The organism is Clostridium senegalense, assembly GCF_018916625.1.
GTDB lineage: Bacteria > Bacillota > Clostridia > Clostridiales > Clostridiaceae > Clostridium_J > Clostridium_J senegalense.
Genome location: NZ_JAHLNC010000015.1, coordinates 21,094 through 42,453 on the forward strand (window position 1 = coordinate 21,094; position 21,360 = coordinate 42,453).

Genomic DNA, 21,360 nt, shown 5'->3' on the forward strand with positions numbered 1-21,360 from the left:
ACTTTATACAATTTTAGTTATTTTTTCAAACTTTTCAAATTCATACCTTATTATATTCGTACTCAATTTTATTTTTTGTACTATACATTTCTAGTAATGAATTAAATACTTCTCTTATAAATAAATAAATTTTTCCAAAACTAAAGAAACCCCTAAAAGGAGTTTCTTTAATTCATACTTTAAAATATTCTATAGTTTTTGTATAAACATTTTATAAATCAAAACTAATTTTTAACAAATTCCCTTAATCTAAAACTACCTGCTGTAAAAAATACTATTGCCATTAAAATTATAATAAAGCTTGGCATTATAATTTCACCTGTATCTAATATTTTAATTAACCATGTAAATGGAGAAAATGCACTTATTCTTGTTAACATTATAGGAACATTTTCTAAAGATTCCATATGTGAACTAACGATTCCTATTCCAAATGATATTAGTCCGAAAATAACTAAAAATAAGCTTGCTAAAGTTTTATTTTTAATCCACCTTGTTACAGCTAATATTATAGATGTTGTAATTAAACTGCCTAAGAATATAACAAAAATTCCTTGAATTACATTATAGTTTGAAATTCTTAATAAAAATATTAATATTGAAAATGCTATACTACTTAACAGACCTTGAATTATAAATGTTGATAAAAATAAACTTCCAAGTATTATTCTATCTGAGTTACCTGTTGATACCGCTCTTTTTAATACATTTTGATCTTTAAGGTTAATAATTTCTTCTGTAATAATAGAACCACCAATCATCATAAAATAACATAGCATTGATATAATCATCCTATATTCTGATTTATCCGTTATATCATTTTCTTTAATAATGGTTTCAATGGCATTGGTACTTAATCCTTTACTAATATCTTCTTGTAAAATACTGTTTATATAATCAGTTATAATATTTTCTGACATTATTGTTCCATTAGTTTTTTCTTTAACATAAAACTTAATTTTGGGAACGCTACCACCTTCTAATATCTCTTTAAAATCTTTTTCTATAACATAAATTCCACCTAATTTATTATCACGAATTAAATTAATATTATCTGACACTTCTCCATTTAATATATCAACACTATATTTTTCATTTAATTTTTCAATAATATTACTAGAATACTCTGAATTACTTTTATCTATAACTCCTATATTTCCTCTAACTTCATTATCATCTGTATTTGTAAAAACCATTCCATATATAGACATAATTATAAAAATAGGAGCTATTGCCGTCATTACTACCATAAAAGGATTTTTAAGTTGTCTTTTAATATTAATTAATACTAATCTTATTAACTGCATCTCTTTTTCCTCCCATGAAAAATTATCTTTACTATAGCAATTAAAATCATAATAATTGAGCCTATCAATATAACTGCTAACCATTTACCACATCCTTGCAAATTTCCATTAAAATTATATAAAGAAAATGCATTGTTTAAATAGTGTGTTGGTGCAACAATCCCAGCTTTATTTGCTTTTATTCCAAATAATTCTCCTCCAATTATCGGTAACATAAATATCACTGTTCCTACTATTTTTCCATATTTGGCACCAAATAAAGTTGATATACATTTAGATATTGATGCTGATAATATAGTTCCAACTAGTATTAATATAATAAGATGTGCAAAATTCCCTAAAAAACTTATACGTAATATTCTAAAGAACATAACATATATGATAAGTATAATAAATACATATACTAATGACGCTACATATTCAATAAAAAAATATTCTATTTCAGTTATTGGTGTTGCACCTATTCTTTTTCCTAAATTAATACTTACATCTGCATACCCACTTTGGATTAATGTATATGTCTGCATAATTATTACAAATCCAATCATAGATGCTGCCATTTTTTTATAGGAATTGTTTTCATTAGGTGTATCTATTATTATGCTTTCTATTATTGATTCATCTATTATCTTATTTAAACTTTCCTTGTCTTTACCTGATAATTCTACATATAAATTTTGATGATATTTATCTAGGATAGACTTTAACGTATTTGTAACTAAACCTTTTTCTTCTACTTTTTTATTTATAGTTATACTTCCTTTATTTAAAGATAAAATATTATTTTCATAACCTTTATCTATTATTATTTCAACCTCTGGTTTTGTTTCTACAATACTTACAATATCTTTCATTTCCTTGCTATTTAATAATTCTATAAGCCCTTTTGACATATCACTATTATCTTTATCAATTATTTGGGCATCTACAGGTTTTAACTTTAACGGATTATCATTGTCAGTATTTTGTACAAACCCCATAAAAGTTGCAAGAATAATAGGAAACAATATAAAATATAATATTGTTACACTTCCATTTGCAATCATACTTTTTAGTGTAGTTTTTATATAATAAAATAGCTTCATCTAATTAACACCTCTAATCCCTTAATGTTTTACCTGTTAATGATAAAAATACATCTTCAAGCTTTACTTCTTCATAACTAATTTTCTTTATATTTATATTTTGTTTTTCTAATAATGCAAGTACATTTGCAAGTTTAAAATCTAAATTAATAACTAAAGTAATAATTCCATCTTTATCAGATACCTTTATAACTCCATCTACTTTGTTTAATTTCATAATTATTTCGCCACTTACATTTTCTGCATCAATCATAACTTTGTTATTAGAAAATACAGCTGCTTTAATCTCATTCTTACATCCATACGCTATTTCTTTTCCTAAATCAATTATGAATACATTCTTGCAAAGTTCCTCAATCTCTTCCATATAGTGTGAAGTATATATTACAGTTGTTCCCCATTCCTTACATATATTTTTTATAAAAGAAAATATATGATTTCTCGATTGTGGATCTACTCCAACTGTAGGTTCATCTAAAATTAAAACCTTAGGATGGTGTAAAATAGACACTGCTAGATTTAATCTCCTTTTCATACCACCTGAATATTTTTTTACTTTTTGTTTTTTCTTTTCTTCTAAACCTGTTATTTTAAGAACTTCTTCTATTCTTTCTTTTAAAAGTTTGCCTTTAAGACCATATAATGCTCCAAAAAACTCTAAATTGGTTAAAGCATTAAGCTCCTCCATCAAAGCTAATTCTTGCGGAACATACCCTATACACTTTTTAGCCTTAATTGGCTCCTTTAAAATATCATATCCACACACTTCAATAGTTCCACTATCTGGAGTTAATAGTCCAGTCATTATATTTATTAATGTTGACTTTCCTGCACCATTTGGACCGATAAAACCAAATATCTCTCCTTCTTTTACTTCATAATTGATATTATCTAAAACTAATTTATCATTAAATCTTTTTGTTACGTTTTTTACTTTTATAATGCTCATAAAAAAACCCCCTTAAGTAATTCCTTAATCCTATAATAAGGCATTACTAAGGGGACAACTATAACTTAAAGTCACTAAAACACATGACTTAAGTCACTATTCCATTTTTAAAAGCGAAAATAGCAATTTGAGTTCTATCTCTAAGATCTAATTTAGAAAGTATGTTTGTAATATTATTTTTTATTGTTCCTTCTGATAAAAATAATTCTTCTGCAATTTCTTTATTACTTAATCCACCAGCAATTGCTTTAATTATTTTTATCTCTTTTTCTATAAGATTATATTTATGTATATCTTTTTTAATTACTGTATTAATTCCTATCATTTCTATTGCTACGTCAGGATGAACTACCATATTACCCTTATATGCTGTCTTTATTCCATTATAAATAACATCATGTGAACTATCCTTAAGCATATATCCAAAAGCACCATATTTTAATGCTTCTTGAATATACTCTTTATCTTTAAATGTTGTCAGAATTATTATCTTTATTTTTGCAAACTGCTCTTTAATAAGCCTTGTTCCCATAACGCCATCGCACTCTTTCATCCTTATATCCATAAGGACAACGTCTACATCTGTGTTTTTACAAATTTCTAAAGCTTTATAACCGTTTTCAGCCATACCAACAACTTCAATATCATCAAATGTAGAAAGCATTACTTTTAAACCTTCTCTTATTAATTTTTCATCATCCACAATTAAAAGTTTAATTTTGTCCATTTTTACCTCTCCTCTTCTCTTGGAACTGTAATTTTAACAAAAAAACCATTTCCATAACTTGATTTTATATCTACAACTCCTTCTATTTCTTCAGCTCTTTCTCTAATACTTTTAAGACCAACTCCACTTTCTTCAATATTTGATGTTCCTATTCCATTGTCCTTAAATGATATTATAAATTCATCTTTAGTAAAATTCATAATAACTTTCACCATTTTTGCCTTACCATGTCTTAATGAATTTGATAATACCTCTTGAGTTACCCTATATAAATGATTAGCTTGTTTTGTAGACAGATTCCAGTCCCCTTTTGATATAAATGTTTTAACTTGAATACCTGACATTTTCTCAAAGTTATTGCATACCTCTTTAATTCTTAAAATACCTTGATAATCATCATATTCATCTGGCTTAAGCTCATTTACTGCCCTTTTAACATCTTTAAAACTTTCGTTAATAAATAATCTTAAATTCTTTGCCATATCTTTCACTTTACTATTTTCTTTTTGAGATACAGCTTCCATTGCAGATAATTGAATCATAGCTGTAGATAATGCATGTCCAACACTATCATGAATTTCTCTTGATATTCTGTTTCTTTCTTTTAATAAAGTAAGTTCTTCAATAGAATATACACACGCTTCTAATTCATTATTAGCTTTTATAAGCTTTTCTTCTGAAATTCTAAGCTTATCATAAAGATGTTGAGCTTCTATTTTTGTGCTATAAATTTTTGATATATAATTTAAAAGTATCAAAAATGTACTAAATAAAATAAAATATATGATAATCTGTTCAATATTTTTATTATCATTTATCAAAATTTCCATTAATAAAACTATTGTACCTAAAATGTATTTAAACACTTTATTTTTTAAAGTAAATAAATCTATAGATACTCCAACCAAATAAAAAGCAATAATTCCTCCAAATTTCATTTGAGCAATAGGTATAACTAATAATTCTACTATTATTGAAATAATAACACTATACTCTTTTTCTAAATAAAACATCCTTAAATGATTGTTTATAATAAACATTAAAATAAAAACTAGGCATATAATACTTCTATTTTCTCCCTTTATAAATAACTGAAACATTAATATAAAAATCGTTATATACCTTATTAACAATAAATCTCTACTTTTTTTCATACTATTCTCCAACTTTAATTTTTCTTGTATCATTTACCATATTTATATTAACATAAGTGTCATAATAAATTAAATTATTTTAAAATTAATTTATAAATTTTAAAGAAACTAGATTTTATCCAGTTTCCTCCTGAAATTTTAACTATTAACTATCTAAAACTCCTAAATGATCAATATCCTATAGTTCTTCCTCCATTACAAAAGGGACAGACACGTAATTGGCTACTTTACTATACTTTGGGCTAGATGCTTTTGTTTATTTTAGTTTTTCTCCAATATTACTCAAAGTCGGTCCCGAACATCTACGCAGCAAAGCTACTATTTTAGGACCGGCTTTGATTTCTTTAGATTTTATTGATAATCTTTCGATTTCACTGAAAAAATAACTTACGGAAAATATCCTTCAGTACGCCTGTCCTTCTTGTTACGGCTGTAGACTTTGAACATTGCTTTTGTTTGGTTTTATATCTTAAACTGAAATTTACTCCCTTAAATTTAAAGAAACTGGTAGCCCAGTTTCCTCCTTAATTCATAATTATTAATTCCTAATTCTTAATTTTTTAAATTATCTTTTGTCCATTGGTAATTTCTAAGGAGCTATCTAAAACTCCTAAATAATCAATATTCTATAGTTTTTCTAAAAAAATCCAAGCGAGCAATTGCTCAAAGTTCTACTTCCATAACAAGAGGGACAGGTTCATTTTAGGCTAGTTTCTTTGTTTAAATTGCAGATTCCACAAATACTATATTCCCATAACTTAATAATCAAAGAACCAGTACCTAATATCTAATGCTCTCCTAATTTTATATTTTTTAACTAATAAATCAAAGCCATTCCCTAACAACTACGCTACTTTGTAGATCAAGTACTGGTTCTTTGCTTGCTATTTTATTTTATCTAGCCTATTTTATTGAGTATTAAAATTTTTTATGGTGGTAAAACCTAAGTGAACCTGTCCTTCTTGTTACGGTGCTACATTTAAATAATAATCTTAGCTTAATTTTATATCCTAAATTTAGATTTTACTCTATTAAATTAAAAAGAAACTGGATTTAATCCAGTTTTTACCTCAACTTTTAACTATTACTTATTAACTCTTAACTGCTTTAGGGACTGGCTAACTTTTTTTATTTATGGTAACTAAATTTAAAGAGCTGATTTTTATTTTATGGAGCTACCTTTGTCGTGCCTGTCCCATTTGTTACGGTGCCACACTTTATTACTAACTTCTGCTTAGATTTTCTCTCAAACCGAAGTTTACTCCACTTTAATTTAAAAGAAACTGGACTGACCCAATTTTTCCCCTTATTATGATGTCTAACTTATTTTCTATAACTTATTCAAATACACTTTAATTACAATGCATGAACATTTTGTATTTATATTCCATAAACTTAAAATATATGTACTTTTAATTTAAAGGAGGTGGTGTTATGGGTTATCACTTTAAAAACCTTGTTTTTGAGGGTGGTGGTATTAAAGGCATTGCATATGTAGGTGCCTTAGAAGTATTAGAAAGTGAAGGGATACTTAAAAATATTAAGCGAGTTGGTGGAACATCTGCTGGAGCTATTATTGCCCTTTTAGTGGGTTTAGGATACACAGTTACTGAAATTAGAGATGAATTAGCTAACTTGGATTTTAAAGATTTTTTAGATAATGATATTGGAATAATTAGAAATCTTTATAGATTATTTTTCAACGGTTATGGATGGTTTAAAGGTAATGCTTTTCTTAAATGGATAGAATCAATAATTTATAAAAAAACTAACAATAAAAATTCTACCTTTAAAGATATTAAAAGTAATCCTGAATTTAAAGACATGTTTTTTCAAGGAACAAATTTATCAACCCATTTAGTAGCAACATTCTCTACGGAAGATAAGTTCTGTGAAAATATGCCTATTAAAGATGCTATTCGTATTTCCATGTCAATCCCTCTAATTTTTAAATCTATAAAAAAAGACCATTATTATTATGTAGATGGAGGCGTTCTGTCTAATTATCCAATAAGGTTATTTGATAGCATAAAATATGTACATGATGCTCAACATTATTTAATTCCAAGTTATTATAAAAAATTTAAAAAACAAAAAGAAAATATTATATACGTGTATAACAAGGAAACTTTAGGATTCAGACTAGTTAATAAAGAAAAGCTAGATATATTTACAGATACAGCTATACCAAAAAATCATAAAATTAGTTCATTTTTTAATTTTTCTTGGAACCTTATTGCAACTCTTATGGAAAATCAAGAAAATACCTATCTAACTCAACAAGACAAAGATAGGACAATTTTTATAGATTCATTTAATGTATCAACTGTAGATTTTTATATAGACTCAGATACTAAACAAAATTTAATTAGCTCTGGAAAAATAAGCACAGAAATGTATATTAAAAATTACAACAATGATAAAAATACTCTACTCAGATATAATAAAGAAACTTTAAGAAGTAACATTATAATCAACTAATAAACACTCAAAATTTGAAAGGTTTTGACATTTAATATTTTAATGTTGAAACCTTTTTTTATAAAAATTTTGTGTAATATTTGAATTTTTATTTTATATTATTATAAAATAATATTTAATTTTTTTTATATTAATTTCATTTTAATTTAATTTATTACATTTTTAACCATAATGGATACATATGAATATTATTTAAACAAACTTAGTTTATTAGGGGTTTTTCATCAAAAAATATTGATTTATTGAAATTTTCAGTCTTTTAATTTCCTATTTTTTAAAAAACTTTAAACAGAAAAAATTGAATTTAACTACAAAAGACGGAAAGTATATATTTTTTTATTTCTTATATAATTATATTTTTTTAATATATTTTCCTATTATTTAATGGAAAAACTGTTATTAAAAGTGATTCTACACCATGACACAGCTACAATTGAATGAATAATTGCATTATTTTAAGAAAATGAAATATATATGTTAAAACAATGCTTATTTATGTATTTTCATGTATAAGTTTACACGTTTAAAATTTAAAAAATAATGTATATGTTCATAAAAATGCAATTTTTTACTTGTAAAATATCAAAATTGCTGATAAAATTACAATAACAGAAAATAAACTGTACAAAAAATAAATGAAAGAAGTGGTTAATTATGGAACTTAGACAATCAAACGAAGACATGATCAACGAAGTTTCAAATAACAAAACTGGCAAGATGAAACACCCACCAGGATTATATTTGTTATTTTTTACTGAGATGTGGGAAAGATTTAGTTACTATGGTATGAGAGCTTTACTTGTAATGTATCTAACTACTGAATTTATAAGAGGCGGTCTTGGCGTTGATAAAGCATCAGCATTAAATATGTATGGTACTTTTACAGCACTTGTATACCTTACTCCAATAATCGGTGGATATATTTCAGATAGATATATTGGTCAAAGAAAAGCTATTACCATTGGTGGAATTATAATAGCTATTGGTCAATTAACTTTATTTTCACATCAAAGTATGATGGCATTATATACAGGATTATTTTTACTTATAGTTGGTAATGGTTTCTTTAAACCAAATATTTCAACATTAGTTGGACAATTGTATCCAGAAGGAGATAAAAGAAAAGATGCAGCGTTTACTATTTTCTACATGGGAATAAACGTAGGATCATTTTTAGCTCCTCTTATATGCGGTACTTTAGCTGAGAATTTAATGGCAACAAAACAAGCAGGTGAAATTATACATTATGGATTTAGATATGGTTTCTTAGCTGCTGGTCTTGGTATGATTTTAGGACAAATCATATTCACATTATTATCACAAAAATACCTTGGAGATATTGGTAAAAAATCAGTAAATAAGGCTAAAAACAATACAGATAAAAAAGAAGCAAACAAGCCTTTAACTAAACAAGAAAAGAATAGAACTATTGTTATATGTATATTAACAGCTTTCGTTGTTGTTTTCTGGACAGGCTTTGAGCAAGCAGGAAGTTCACTTACTATTTATACTCAAGATTATGTAAATAGAAGAATTGGTGGATGGGAAATGCCAGTTTCATGGTTCCAATCACTAAACCCACTATTTATAGTATTATTTGGAATACCTGTATCAAAATTATGGCTTAAGCTAGCTAGTAGAGAAAAAGGTGATTTAAGTATCCCTACAAAGATGGCTATTGGTATGATAATGTTAGGTATTGGTTTCTTATTAATGGTAGGAGCTGTTATGCAAAGAGGCGGAAACGTAGAAGATACTGCAATAAAAGCTAACATGTTATGGTTAGTAGGAGCTTACTATCTTCATACTATGGGAGAACTTTGTTTATCACCAGTAGGACTTTCAATGGTAAGTTCATTAGCACCAGCTAAACTTGCATCATTCTTAATGGGTGTATGGTTATTAAGTAGTTTCGTTGCTAATAAACTAGCAGGCGTTATCGCAGCATATACTGAAACTTTAGGCCACTTAGAAATATTCGGTGGAATAGCTGTAGTTTCAATTGTAATAGGATTAATCCTATTAGCTTTAAACAAAAAACTAGTTGCTATGATGGAATAATATTAGTTAAACAATACAGAGCTGAATAAAATAATTATTCAGCTCTTTTTATTTGTCTATTCTAATTTTCTTTTTTAATCATTATATATTAAAAAAATAATGACTAAAAGTGACCCTTGATTAATACAAAAGTCACTTTTAAAATATTCTTAATAATACTTCCTTATATTAAAGACTCTATACCCTATCATACATAAATTTTTCCTTTGTATAATTTAATAAGATTTTTTAGCAAACTTACTTAATCGGGTATTATTTTCTTTGTTAAAAAGGTCTTGTGGACTCCCCTCTTCAACAATATTTCCATTTTCCATAAATATTATTTTATCTGAAACTTCTCTAGCAAAATTCATTTCATGTGTGACTATAATCATAGTTACATGTTCTTTTGCTAAGGATTTTATAACTTCTAAAACCTCATATACAAGTTCTGGATCAAGAGCTGATGTAGGCTCATCCATAAGTATTATCTCTGGCTGAACAGCAAGTGCTCTACCGATAGCTATTCTTTGTTGTTGACCACCAGACAATTTAGATGGGTAAGCATCTTTTTTATCATAAAGGCCCACCTTCTTTAAAGTATTAATTGCAATTTCTTTTGCTTCTACCTTACTTATTTTCCTTACTGTTGTAAGTGGTTCCATAATGTTTTCTATAGCTGTTTTATTCTTAAACAAATTATAACTTTGAAAAACCATAGCAGTTCTTTTTCTTATATCTAATATCTGACTTTTATTTGGTGATTCAAAATCTATCTTTGAATCTTTAAAGGTCATTTTTCCACTTTCTGCTCTTTCCAAAAAATTTATACATCTAAGAAGCGTTGACTTTCCTGTGCCTGAAGGGCCAACAATTGTTACTACTTCACCCTTTTTTATATTCAAATTTACGTTTTTTAATACTTTATTTTCTCCAAAACTTTTATTTAAATTATTTATCTGTAACATAAAAAACTCCTCATTAAGCTTTACTGAATACCTTTTCAAGTTTACTTTGTATAATAGAAATAATTCCACTTAATGCCCAGTAAACTAATATTACACAAGTAAACGCCTCCAAAAATTTATATTGAGCTGCAGCCTCTGATTGAGCCGTTGCCATAATTTCCGTGACGCCTATAGTAAATGCTAATGATGAACCTTTTACTATATCTGCAAATACATTTACTAAGGTAGGTATTGCAACCTTTATAGCTTGTGGTAATACAATTCTTATCATACCTTGATAATACGTCATACCAAAGGCATAAGCTGCCTCCATCTGTCCCTTGTCTATAGAACTTATTGCGCCTCGTAGGCTTTCTGAGCAATAGGCTGCTGCATTTAAACTAAGAGCAATTACCGCTGATGTAAAAGCTGATAATCCTTTTAACATAGGTATAATCTGTATCAATCCAAAGTATATAAAAAATAACTGAGCAACTAGCGGAGTTCCTCTAAAAAAGGAAACATACACTTTCGCTATAAATGAAAGCATTGGAACCTTTGCATCTACGATTATTGCTAATATAACCCCTAAAATCAAAGCAAATATTAAAGATAAAAAAGATAATTTTAAAGTTACCATTAAGTATTTCAACATTAATGGTATTAGGTTTAATGCAAAGTCTAAATCAAATATAACCATATTTTCACCTTAGTTGCTTTCTTTAGTAGTGTCTAACCTAAACCATTTCTCAGATATTTCTGTAAGTTTTCCATCTTCATGCATCTTATTTATCGCTTCATTAACTTTTTCTATAATTTCTTTATTTTTTTCTTCTTTTCTAAAGGGATATTGATTTATTTCATAAACTCCAGTATCTATATCTGATATTTTTAAATTTAAATTACCTTGTTCTATAGTTGTTTTTGCTTTAACTTCTGATAACCATGCTGCATCAAGTCTTCCATTCTCTACGTCTTTTTCCATTGGCACTCCATCAAAAGTTATAATCTCTAATTGTAGATTTTCCTTTTCGTTTATTTCATTTAATGTTTTTTCTCCATTTCCCCCTAATACACAGCCTACTTTTTTACCCTTTAACTGCTCCATCTTAGTTATGCTACCGTCTTTTGGAACTATAAATTTATACTTACTATATGCATATGTATCTGAAAAATCATACTTTGCTTTTCTCTCCTCTGTAGTAGACATTTGATGTGCAACAGTATCAACTTTTCCAGCGTCTAACATACCCATAAGTCCGCTAAACTTAGCAGTCTGAAATTCTATTTCATACCCAGTTCTTTTACCTATTTCATTCCAAACATCAACTTCAAATCCCTTCGATGTATCATTTTCTTTAAAGCACCATGGAAAATATTCTGTAGATACTCCAACTACAAGTTTTTCTTTACTTTCAACATTAGTAGTTGTAGCTTCCTTTGTCTTATTGGAACATCCCATTAAAACACTTGTCCCTACAATAACTGTAGCTAAAATTGCTATCAACTTTCTTTTTCTTAAATTCATAATAAATTCCCCCTTGATTATTATATATTTATAACAATTCTACGAAGAGTATAGCAATTTTTTCCTACTTATTCACCAACTATTACTTATTCAGATTGTTAGTCATCTAACTATTAATTTATCCTATAATACAAGTGTCTTTTAATTGTAATTTTGCGATTTAATATTATAATCATAGAATAATACTACCAACCTAAATAATCTCTGTAAACAAATAGACTTTCTACTTTTATTATAAAATAAGAGTTATTTCACAAAATTCTTATTTTATAACACTAAAAGGCCATAAAATTAATTATGACCTTTATATATTATAGGGTTTCAAATCAAATCTTAAATTTATTTATCAAATGAGAAAACCTAAATTAATATTTTATCAATAACTAACAGACTTTTTTAGTTAAGAGTGAATAGTTTAAGTTTAAAATATTTTCATATAAAATGTAGTGTTAAATTCTAAATGATTCAAAGCATGTCTCACTATTTTAGGTGTCCAAGTTTTGGAATGAATAAATTTAAGAGTCAACTTGGAACCCTATATAACTCCCAATGCTTTAAATATAGCATCTTCTGCTGTGCTATAAAACATTATTTGAAATTTAGCAAACAATTCTGGTGGGACTGTTCCTATGTCTGCTGCATTTACCATTGGTAGTAAAATTTTCTTTGCCCCTGCATCAAAACAAACTTGTAATGTATTTGCAAAATCTTCTACCTTATTTACTGTTCCACCTATACTTACAGAACCTAATACTACTAATTGGCTTTGCACTGGTTTCATAAGTGCCCCTGAACACATTGCTATTATCGTTGCTAATGACAAACTTGAAGTCATTCCAACTCCATTTACATCTTGTACATGCATTAAATAATCTTTTTGAGTAGTTGATATAGATGCACTTATATTTTTGCTATTGGCTTTAAAATATCTAAATGCTGTTTCAATGCTTTCCTTTGCCTCTCTATAAGAACCTACTCCTGTTTTTTCAAACTTACCATTCCCTGATACTACTTCCGTTTCAAGTTTATAAACACCTATCATTCCAGAATCACCTATACCAATAGTATAGACATGACCTGCCTTTGATGCTCCTTCTGGTATTAATGAACCTGATCCTTGTTCTGGAACTGAGGTAAAATTTTCTTCCATGGTTTCATTATCTATGTAAGAAAAATGAACATCATAAAATTCCATTCCACCAATTTTCTTTAATTGCTCTTTTACTCTTCTTCTTCCAACTAAAGCATATTTTAATACTTCTTCTACATCTTCTTTTTCATATTCTCCGTGAGGATATAAAAGTTTAACAAGACCTGATACTGTTTTTCTAACTGCTATAACATCCCTTTGATTTAAATTGTTGCCTAATTTAAAGTATTTATCAATAGTGTCTCCATAAGTTCTTTTTCGCATATCTCTTAAGTATTCTGAAAGATAATCCGTTATAAATCCAAAACTATTTGTTATAAGCTCTGGTCTCATTTTTGGTATTTCCCATCCTGGTAAGTAAAAATGCATTCTATCAAAGAAAGCTGAATCATAAGCCATAGCCTCTGGGAATGGTTCAAATAAATGAGATGTTTTCAAAAGCACATCTACACTTTGATTTATATTTCCCACAAACACCACAAATGCAGAGGCTGCCTTCTCTTCTTTACCTCTCGCAAATGAACCAGAAGCCATATAATCTTTCATTATTTGAATACCATCTTTATCTTTAAATGTTATTCTTGCCACTTCATTAAAAGCTACAGTATCCCACATGCCTACAAGTCCAATTTTTCTTTGAGACATATTATAAAAAAAGATTTGCAACAGTTGTTTGACCAACTGATACTAATATTGAGTTAGGAGATATTTCTTTTACATATTTTCTTCTCTTATCTGGTAATCTACTTAAAAAACAGAAAATATATTATAACTTTTATATACTTTAATCCCTACTTTACTTATCATAGATTTTTATAAATTTCTATTCCATCTCTCTCTATTTGTAATTTTATTTCTTCATTCATACTATCTAAAAAAACAATATCTAGAGAATATACTCCTACAATTTCATCTAAATCCTGTGCTATAGTACCTTTATACTTTTTATCACATAAAATTCCAAGGTCTATATCAGAGTTATAATTATATGTGCCCTTTGCTCTTGACCCAAATAACACAATTTTTTTTATATACTTATTGTTCTCAAAATATGAAGTTAACTTTTTATATACTTTTTCTTCTATACCATACATATTATAACTTCTCCATTAATATTTTATTTAAAAGGTTTTCTATAGCTCCTATATATTTCTCTATTATGTCATTTTTTATTGCTTCATAATCACTTTCATCATATATATGGGCAGTTGAATTTCTTGCAAGTAATATATCATTCCAAACAATCATATCTTCTATTAATCCCTCTTTGAAAGCATGTTTATAGCAACCTCTTGGACTATTTATTTCAAGCCCATCAGCCTTAAAAATTTTAGATAACAACTTCCATGTTAAATCCTCTAAAGTTTCATATTTTTTTATTATAGAATCCCTATACACTTCTAATGTTATCTCATCTGCATTTTTCAAATCTCTATAGTTATCTCTTATATTTTTTAAATGTGTAAGCATCCTATATGTGTAATTATAAGTTAAATTAATTGATTCATCATATTTATCTAATATTCCATTCATCTTAATCGCTCCTAGAATTTTTTATTTAAAATCAAACTTATGATAGTATCTTTCTCTAATTCTTCCTTTAACTTTCTTCTTAAACTTTCCACAACAGCATCTATATCCTCATTATTCTTTATAGTTTTTTGTCCTTTTACAAACTCTCTCATACTTAACATTTTAGTTTTAATGACAACCTCTGGTACAGGATCTACCTTTTCTGAAAGGTCTGACATTGAGGAAAGTATAGCAAAACTGTTTGCACTTTCAACTCTATTATAAAGGTTATCAAACTCTTCAATTATATTTTTCTTAATTTTTTCTTTAAAATCATATACATCTAAAGTTTCAAAAACTTCTAGATAAAATAATATTTTTAAAAGGTGTGATTTGCCACTACCAAAAAACCTTGAAGCCAAACACCCATATTATTTATATTACTTATTACCCCTTTTTTATATGCTTCAAAAAATTCATCTATATGTCCTCTTAGTTCATTAGTAACCACATACTCCTCTAGTTCTTGTTTTATATTTTCATCATCAACTTGTCCTATTTTAATAACACCGTTAATATCTATATCAATATTCTTTTCAAATAAATCCTTTTACTTTATTTTCATCCTAAATTTCTCCTACTGTTAATACATGTCTATTAACTGAAATACTCTATAATAATTATCATTTTTTATAATAATCATCGCCTTTAAATTTGAACTATTCCTATTTTTTATTATTATAACACAATTTCAATTTTGAATACTATTTTACATAATATTATTAAATCCATTTTAACAATGGTTTTGATTTGATAAGTTTTAAGAGTATAAGCTTAATGGTAGTTTATTTATATTAGTATTTCGTTCTAATAAAAACTCTTTAACCGTTCCATTGTAATTAGATATTTCTTTTATATACTTCATTAATTTTCGACCAAACAAATTCAATCCAATGATTATTAATAAATTCCATTCCAATTGAAAATGGAATATTTTCTTAATATCTTCAACTTCATATTCTGACAAAGTTAAGTTAGCCTCTTCCCTGACAAATTCAATATCTGATTGTGTTGAAAGTGTAAATATAAACAGAAAAGTTATAGTAGGTGACATCCAATCTTCTTTTTCATTAACCCCTAAGTCCCATAGTGCTTTATATTTGTCTTTTTTGAAATGTGTATACCATTTTTCTTGTTTTTTCTGATTTTCTTATGATAATTTTTTTGACAACTACCTCATAATCTAACTATAAATCCTGTGTTACTAAAAACACTATTAATTCTCTTTTATCAATAAAATTATTTTTCAAATTGCTACTACCTTTTTACTAATTGTAAGTTTAACAATTTTTTCAATTATTTTTAATTGTAATTACATCTAATAATAATAATTTTTTAAACAATATAATTATATTTTAACTTATGGTAATATAAATTCAAAATTTAACCTATATATTTTTCCTACCGAACTTATAAAAGCAATATCTAATATTAAATTCATAATCAATTTATCATATTTTTTCATTATTTTATTGTCATAAAAAGGCCATAAATTTAATTATGACCTTTTTTATGATGATATAGAACTTTTTTTATTCTTAATCTAATAATCTGTATTATAGTTTATTGATTAAATATAAAAATACTCTTCCCTACTTAGATATTATACTTAAATGTACTTATTTCAACGATTCCACAAATTTATTTAAAAGTTTAAAATCTATATAATCAAGCATAATATATCTTTTTCTTTTTATTATTGAATCCTCTATATTTAAATATACATAACTTTCACTAAAATACATGGAACCTACAATTCCATCATTAATTCTAAAATTAATGTTATAAGTTTCTACTTTATCTAATTTTTTAGTAAGAACTACATCTCGAACACATTTATAATTAGATATTAAATCTATAAATTTATTAATGTCACTTTGATTAGATATAATCGTTACATCTCCACCTTCTAATATATTATTTCTATGAATAAATTCTAGCTTAAAATTATCTGTCTGAGATAATTTTTCTAAATCAATTTTAGATGATAGAGTATCTGGATAGAATAAATAAATCAAAATTATTGCTACTGAAATTATTATAAATACTTTTTTCTTCATAATTGCTACCTCATTTTATAAAACTAATTTAATTCTCCTTTTAAGTTAATATTTACTTTTGCTAATTTTAATTTCATAAATAACTTCAATTTTTCTATATATTTATAAATTATTTAAGAGGATTCTTCAAATGTTCTTTTTCCCAATAAGTATAATAATCATTACTCCACTTACTTCCATCATAATATTCAACAGTTTTTACACATGCAATTATCTGCTTTACAGTACCATAATCTGTATATATATTCCATGCTCTATCATATCCAAATGTTTGTCCAGCTTGTATATTTGCCGAATCCGACTTACCATTAAATAAGTGACTTCCACCAGCAAGTACACCTGATTTAATAGGATATCCATTTTCATCATACATAAGAATACCTATGGTAAATTTTTTGACAACCTTATCAGTATTGTTTTTAACAATAACTCTAGCCTCATCATTAACTTCAAAGTAATCTGGTATAACCATGCAATCAATTATACTTAACTCTTGATTACTTTGTAATTCCGTTATCAGTTTCTCTTCTTTTATTTTCTTATAATCTTCACTTTTAGCGATTAATTCTGAATTCTCTGGAATTATTTCTATAGCCTCAGCTAAAACCTATATTGCTTCATCATATTTTTGATTTTCTTCACATTCTTGAGATTTTTTCAAAACCTCTTTCCTATATTGTTCTGTATTTTTTTTTATTTCGTCTTGAGCTTTTGAGTAATTTTTATCATCTTTTAAAACCTTATTATATTCTTTTATACTACTAACTATGTCACCTTGTTTTACAAATTCTTCAGCTTTTTTAAAAGCTTCTCTTGAATTATGAATATTAGTTATATCTATTACTGAAATATTAATTTTATCAGATAGGTTATCTATACTTTTTATTATATCTACTTTTTTTTGTGCATCTTCATAACTTATTTTTTCTGCTTTAAATAATTCTTTATTTTTAGTAGCTTCATCTTGTAAAATAATCTTAGCTTTATTTTCTTTATCTGGATGACCTTTTATCTTATTGCTAAATACTTTTATTGCTTCAGATTTGTTATTATTTTTGATTTGGCTCTTAAATTTAAGAATTGCTCCATTTTTATAAGTTATTCCACCTATTATACCTAAAGCACTTATTATAATTAAACTTATTATAACTACCGCTACTGCTTTTTTTGATACTATTTTTTTAGGACTTTTGTTTAAATTTTTTTCAATCACGTCTTCTTTTTCTAAAATTTCTTCTTTTTCTTCTAACAAAAATTTATTTCCGCATTGATTACAAAATAAACTCCCATTTTCATTTTCTTTTCCACAATTAGGACAATTCACCTTTATATCCTCCTTTAACACATATAAATTTATTATTTCCGTATATAATTTTAACAACTATTATTCTTATTGTAAATGTTTTCTTTATATGTAAATAATTTTACTATAATATCAATATATGTAAAACCAAACTAATAAAATAGATAAATTACTGTTCCTTTATATCAATGCTCTGAACCACCCTCACCACCACTACCTTTAGCAGCTTTGTTACTACCTATACAGGTACATCCGGTGCTTTTGGTGGATTTATTTACCCATAGAAAAAGGAACTCTTTCAAGAGCTCCTACCTTACATATCTAAAGCCATTGATTTTACTGAATTTAGACTAAAAAAAACTTATACCTAGATTATTCTCTAAGCACAAGGCTAATTTTTTCATGCACTACTTGACCATAAATGGTTTTGTATTTGATTTCTATTCAGAACTTTGTTATTTCATTCAAAAGTTATTTTTGATGAACATATATGATATATACAATTATATATATCACATAATTTACGTTATTTATCTATTAGTCAAATCTTTTATTATTTCATTATAAATCCTCTGTAAATATATTTTTTCATCAATATCAATAGTTATTTTATCTACTTTATCAAAAACTTGTAATAATGTCATTGAATTATTAATTAAATTCTTATCATATATGTTTTTAAAATTTTCTTTTGTTTCTGAAATAAGTATTCTAGATTGAGTTATTTTTAACATTAAGTTATATAATACATTTTCAGATAATACTTTTATATCTTTTATAGCTTTTATATATTTTAGCATACTATTTTCAATATTTATTAATTCATCAATTTTTTGAACTTTAGTAATTAACCAATCTACTCTTAATGTATGATTTATACTAAATATTGAATCTTTTAATTCTGGAATTGCCGTAAATGATAAATTTTCATCTTCTATTCTGTAATATACTTCAAGAGAAAATTGGCTGTTTCTAATTTCTCCATTTGTTAATAATACACCAAAATATACATTACCAACGCCATCAACTTTCTTATAGTTATCTTGCTCAAAGAACACCTTAATATCTGAATCACTTATATATGCAGATTTTACACTTATCCCTATATTCCTATCTATAGATAATTTACTTAAAAGCAACATTGTAATATATATGGCAATATTATTATCATAATTATTATATTTGATAGATGTTATTCCTCTTAAATACCATTTTTCATTTTGTTCTATTAATCTATATTGCTTTTTTGTTTCTTTGAATTTTTCAAACAATTTAACTATATTTTCATTAATTACATCTTGTAAATTATTTTCGAAACAAAACTTTTCATATTTTCCCATATCAAATAGCTCTTCAAAAAATTGATATGTAAAATTATAAACCCCACTAGCTACCAAGTCGTCATTAACAAAGTTTAATATAATTTCATTCTCCTCTGTAACTCCATTAAAATTTATATTCTCAATCACTTCAGGTATGTCTATTTTTTTAGCATCTATTTTTTCAAATAAATCTATCAACTCCTTCGAACCATTTATTGGTAAATCATTATCTATTTTGCCTAATAATTCTAAAGGTAATTTTTTAAATATAGTTTCATCTAATTCATAATCTCTTATAAAGTACTTTAAATCCTTTATTTTTGCCTTTGAAAAGTTTCCATCACTATTTACTATTTTACCATTCATTATAAAATTTGACATTATACCCCTCCTTACTATAATTATATTATATACTTATATTTATTTATATACTATATTAAACTCAAGTATCCTTTTTTCTAAACACTCTATTAACACTTCTAATTTTTCATAACTTCTTTTACATTCTCTCATCCTTTTGTATTTACATCAAAATATTTATCTATTTCATTTATCATATTATTTGATAAATGAAATTTTGTTTTATAATACATAGTAAAAATTTCTTTTTCATCAATAACAAACTGATTTCTACTCATATTTTTATAGCTCTATATTTTTCTATCTTGCTATAAATTTCATTAAATATTTAATAATTTCTATCTATTCTTGTATGGTTTTCATTAGATATATTTAAGTCATAGAAATCATACTATTCTTCTATTTCCCTATCTTCTATTCTGAATATTCTTATCTTAATATTTGTTCATATTTTAATAATATCCTATGTTTAATATCAGTATAATTATCTGGATACCATGTATGTTTAACTGTGAGTTTTTCTTTACTCCCACATTGTTCACATGAATCTTTTAATACCTATCTCTTAACTCCTTCCACTCTTTTGTATGCCAAGACCTTATTTCTTTATATTCCAATATTTAAAATTTTACTTCTTCTAAATCTACTTCATCGTTATCAATCCACATTTTTAACTCTTGTAACTTATTAATATTAATCCCCCTATAATTAACTCTTTACCTGTATTTTAACATAATTATACTTTTGTTTTTTGGTACTATACTTATCAACCCCTTACTACTACTGCCTTTAACAACTTTGCCACTACCTATACATGCACCTGCGGTGCTTTGGTTGGATTTATTTACTTATAGAAAAAGGGCTCTTTCGAGAGCTCCTACCTTACATACTCCAAACGATTGATTTTACTGGATTTAGACTAGATAAAAAAAACTTATACCTAGATTACTCTCTAAGTACAAGGCTAATTCATTCATATCAATACTTGACCATAAATGGTTTTATATTTGGTTTCTATTCAGAAGTTTATTAGTTTATTTTTGATGAACACTTACTGTTTATTTTTCTTTATTTACAATTAAATTTAAAAGTAATATAAAACTGAATAAACTTGCTAATTTCTTTTAAAAAACATAAAAAAGAGTCGGAACTCTCTCCTCTTAATGCATATATGAATAGTGAGAGCTTAATTTTAGGAGGGTTTATTTATGTTATATGAATTAAATTTTAATGAAGTTGAGGCTATTAAAGCAAAGGTTAGTTTTGATGATATTTTAATTTTAGATTATATATTTAAAAATCATAATAAATTTATATCTAAAGTTTTTAATGGAGAAAAATACTACTGGCTAGATTATGATGAAATGTTAGAAAA

The 21,360-nt window shown here is 26.1% G+C and carries 18 protein-coding genes and 2 pseudogenes; 2 read left to right on the plus strand and 18 right to left on the minus strand.

The genetic code is table 11. The features are described from left to right. Window positions 1-224: 224 nt before the first annotated feature. The 5 genes from KQI36_RS16580 to KQI36_RS16600 all read right to left on the minus strand — a co-directional run bounded on the left by KQI36_RS16580 (window position 225) and on the right by KQI36_RS16600 (window position 5,222). Entirely contained in the window at window positions 225-1,307 is a 1,083-nt protein-coding gene (locus tag KQI36_RS16580) for an ABC transporter permease (protein WP_216451873.1), read from the minus strand. Beyond that, the gene (locus tag KQI36_RS16585; protein ID WP_216451874.1) at window positions 1,298-2,392 is read right to left on the minus strand and encodes an ABC transporter permease; all 1,095 of its coding nucleotides are present in this window, start codon (window positions 2,390-2,392) and stop codon (window positions 1,298-1,300) included. The genes KQI36_RS16580 and KQI36_RS16585 overlap by 10 nt, the downstream gene beginning before the upstream one ends. A 13-nt stretch (window positions 2,393-2,405) precedes the next feature. Next, window positions 2,406-3,341, minus strand: coding sequence for an ABC transporter ATP-binding protein (locus tag KQI36_RS16590; RefSeq protein WP_216451875.1), 936 nt, complete (start codon window positions 3,339-3,341; stop codon window positions 2,406-2,408). Window positions 3,342-3,429: 88 nt separating this feature from the next. Further along, window positions 3,430-4,068: a response regulator transcription factor gene (locus KQI36_RS16595; RefSeq protein WP_216451876.1), complete on the minus strand. Its 639-nt coding sequence runs from the start codon at window positions 4,066-4,068 to the stop codon at window positions 3,430-3,432. 2 nt (window positions 4,069-4,070) lie between these two features. Then, complete coding sequence (locus KQI36_RS16600; RefSeq protein ID WP_216451877.1) at window positions 4,071-5,222, minus strand: sensor histidine kinase; 1,152 nt, start codon at window positions 5,220-5,222, stop codon at window positions 4,071-4,073. A 1,434-nt stretch (window positions 5,223-6,656) separates the two neighbouring features. On the opposite strand from KQI36_RS16600, the gene KQI36_RS16605 reads away from it, so the two are divergent. Beyond that, window positions 6,657-7,703 carry a patatin-like phospholipase family protein gene (locus tag KQI36_RS16605; RefSeq protein ID WP_216451878.1) on the plus strand — a complete coding sequence of 349 codons (1,047 nt, stop codon included), beginning with the start codon at window positions 6,657-6,659 and terminating at the stop codon, window positions 7,701-7,703. 654 nt (window positions 7,704-8,357) lie between these two features. Next, complete coding sequence (locus tag KQI36_RS16610; protein WP_216451879.1) at window positions 8,358-9,764, plus strand: peptide MFS transporter; 1,407 nt, start codon at window positions 8,358-8,360, stop codon at window positions 9,762-9,764. A gap of 215 nt (window positions 9,765-9,979) precedes the next feature. Here the strand turns inward: KQI36_RS16610 and KQI36_RS16615 are convergent, their stop codons facing one another. The 13 genes and pseudogenes from KQI36_RS16615 to KQI36_RS17895 all read right to left on the minus strand — a co-directional run bounded on the left by KQI36_RS16615 (window position 9,980) and on the right by KQI36_RS17895 (window position 20,263). Beyond that, entirely contained in the window at window positions 9,980-10,711 is a 732-nt protein-coding gene (locus tag KQI36_RS16615) for an amino acid ABC transporter ATP-binding protein (protein WP_216451880.1), read from the minus strand. Between the two features lie 13 nt (window positions 10,712-10,724). Next, a complete protein-coding gene (locus KQI36_RS16620; protein WP_216451881.1) occupies window positions 10,725-11,390 on the minus strand; it encodes an amino acid ABC transporter permease in 666 nt (221 codons plus the stop codon). Between the two features lie 9 nt (window positions 11,391-11,399). Further along, a complete protein-coding gene (locus KQI36_RS16625) occupies window positions 11,400-12,218 on the minus strand; it encodes a transporter substrate-binding domain-containing protein (RefSeq protein WP_216451882.1) in 819 nt (272 codons plus the stop codon). Between the two features lie 535 nt (window positions 12,219-12,753). Beyond that, a pseudogene (gene brxL, locus KQI36_RS16630) lies at window positions 12,754-14,086 on the minus strand (protease Lon-related BREX system protein BrxL); the annotation flags it as partial. 85 nt (window positions 14,087-14,171) lie between these two features. Continuing rightward, entirely contained in the window at window positions 14,172-14,462 is a 291-nt protein-coding gene (locus tag KQI36_RS16635) for a nucleotidyltransferase domain-containing protein (RefSeq protein ID WP_061997002.1), read from the minus strand. Window position 14,463: 1 nt separating this feature from the next. Continuing rightward, window positions 14,464-14,901: an HI0074 family nucleotidyltransferase substrate-binding subunit gene (locus tag KQI36_RS16640; RefSeq protein WP_216451883.1), complete on the minus strand. Its 438-nt coding sequence runs from the start codon at window positions 14,899-14,901 to the stop codon at window positions 14,464-14,466. A 341-nt stretch (window positions 14,902-15,242) separates the two neighbouring features. Next, window positions 15,243-15,469: pseudogene (locus tag KQI36_RS18005) on the minus strand (hypothetical protein); the annotation flags it as partial. 231 nt (window positions 15,470-15,700) lie between these two features. Continuing rightward, window positions 15,701-15,994: a hypothetical protein gene (locus KQI36_RS16650; protein WP_216451885.1), complete on the minus strand. Its 294-nt coding sequence runs from the start codon at window positions 15,992-15,994 to the stop codon at window positions 15,701-15,703. Between the two features lie 565 nt (window positions 15,995-16,559). After that, window positions 16,560-17,000, minus strand: coding sequence for a hypothetical protein (locus KQI36_RS16655; protein WP_216451886.1), 441 nt, complete (start codon window positions 16,998-17,000; stop codon window positions 16,560-16,562). 109 nt (window positions 17,001-17,109) lie between these two features. Beyond that, window positions 17,110-17,472, minus strand: a complete 363-nt coding sequence (locus KQI36_RS16660) for a DUF5780 domain-containing protein (protein ID WP_216451887.1) — start codon at window positions 17,470-17,472, stop codon at window positions 17,110-17,112. 135 nt (window positions 17,473-17,607) lie between these two features. Next, window positions 17,608-18,324 (minus strand): zinc ribbon domain-containing protein, encoded by a 717-nt coding sequence (locus KQI36_RS16665; protein ID WP_216451888.1) that lies wholly within the window; start codon window positions 18,322-18,324, stop codon window positions 17,608-17,610. 509 nt (window positions 18,325-18,833) lie between these two features. Next, window positions 18,834-20,006, minus strand: a complete 1,173-nt coding sequence (locus tag KQI36_RS16670; protein WP_216451889.1) for a hypothetical protein — start codon at window positions 20,004-20,006, stop codon at window positions 18,834-18,836. A gap of 128 nt (window positions 20,007-20,134) precedes the next feature. Beyond that, window positions 20,135-20,263 carry a hypothetical protein gene (locus KQI36_RS17895; RefSeq protein WP_280527046.1) on the minus strand — a complete coding sequence of 43 codons (129 nt, stop codon included), beginning with the start codon at window positions 20,261-20,263 and terminating at the stop codon, window positions 20,135-20,137. Window positions 20,264-21,360 lie beyond the last annotated feature (1,097 nt).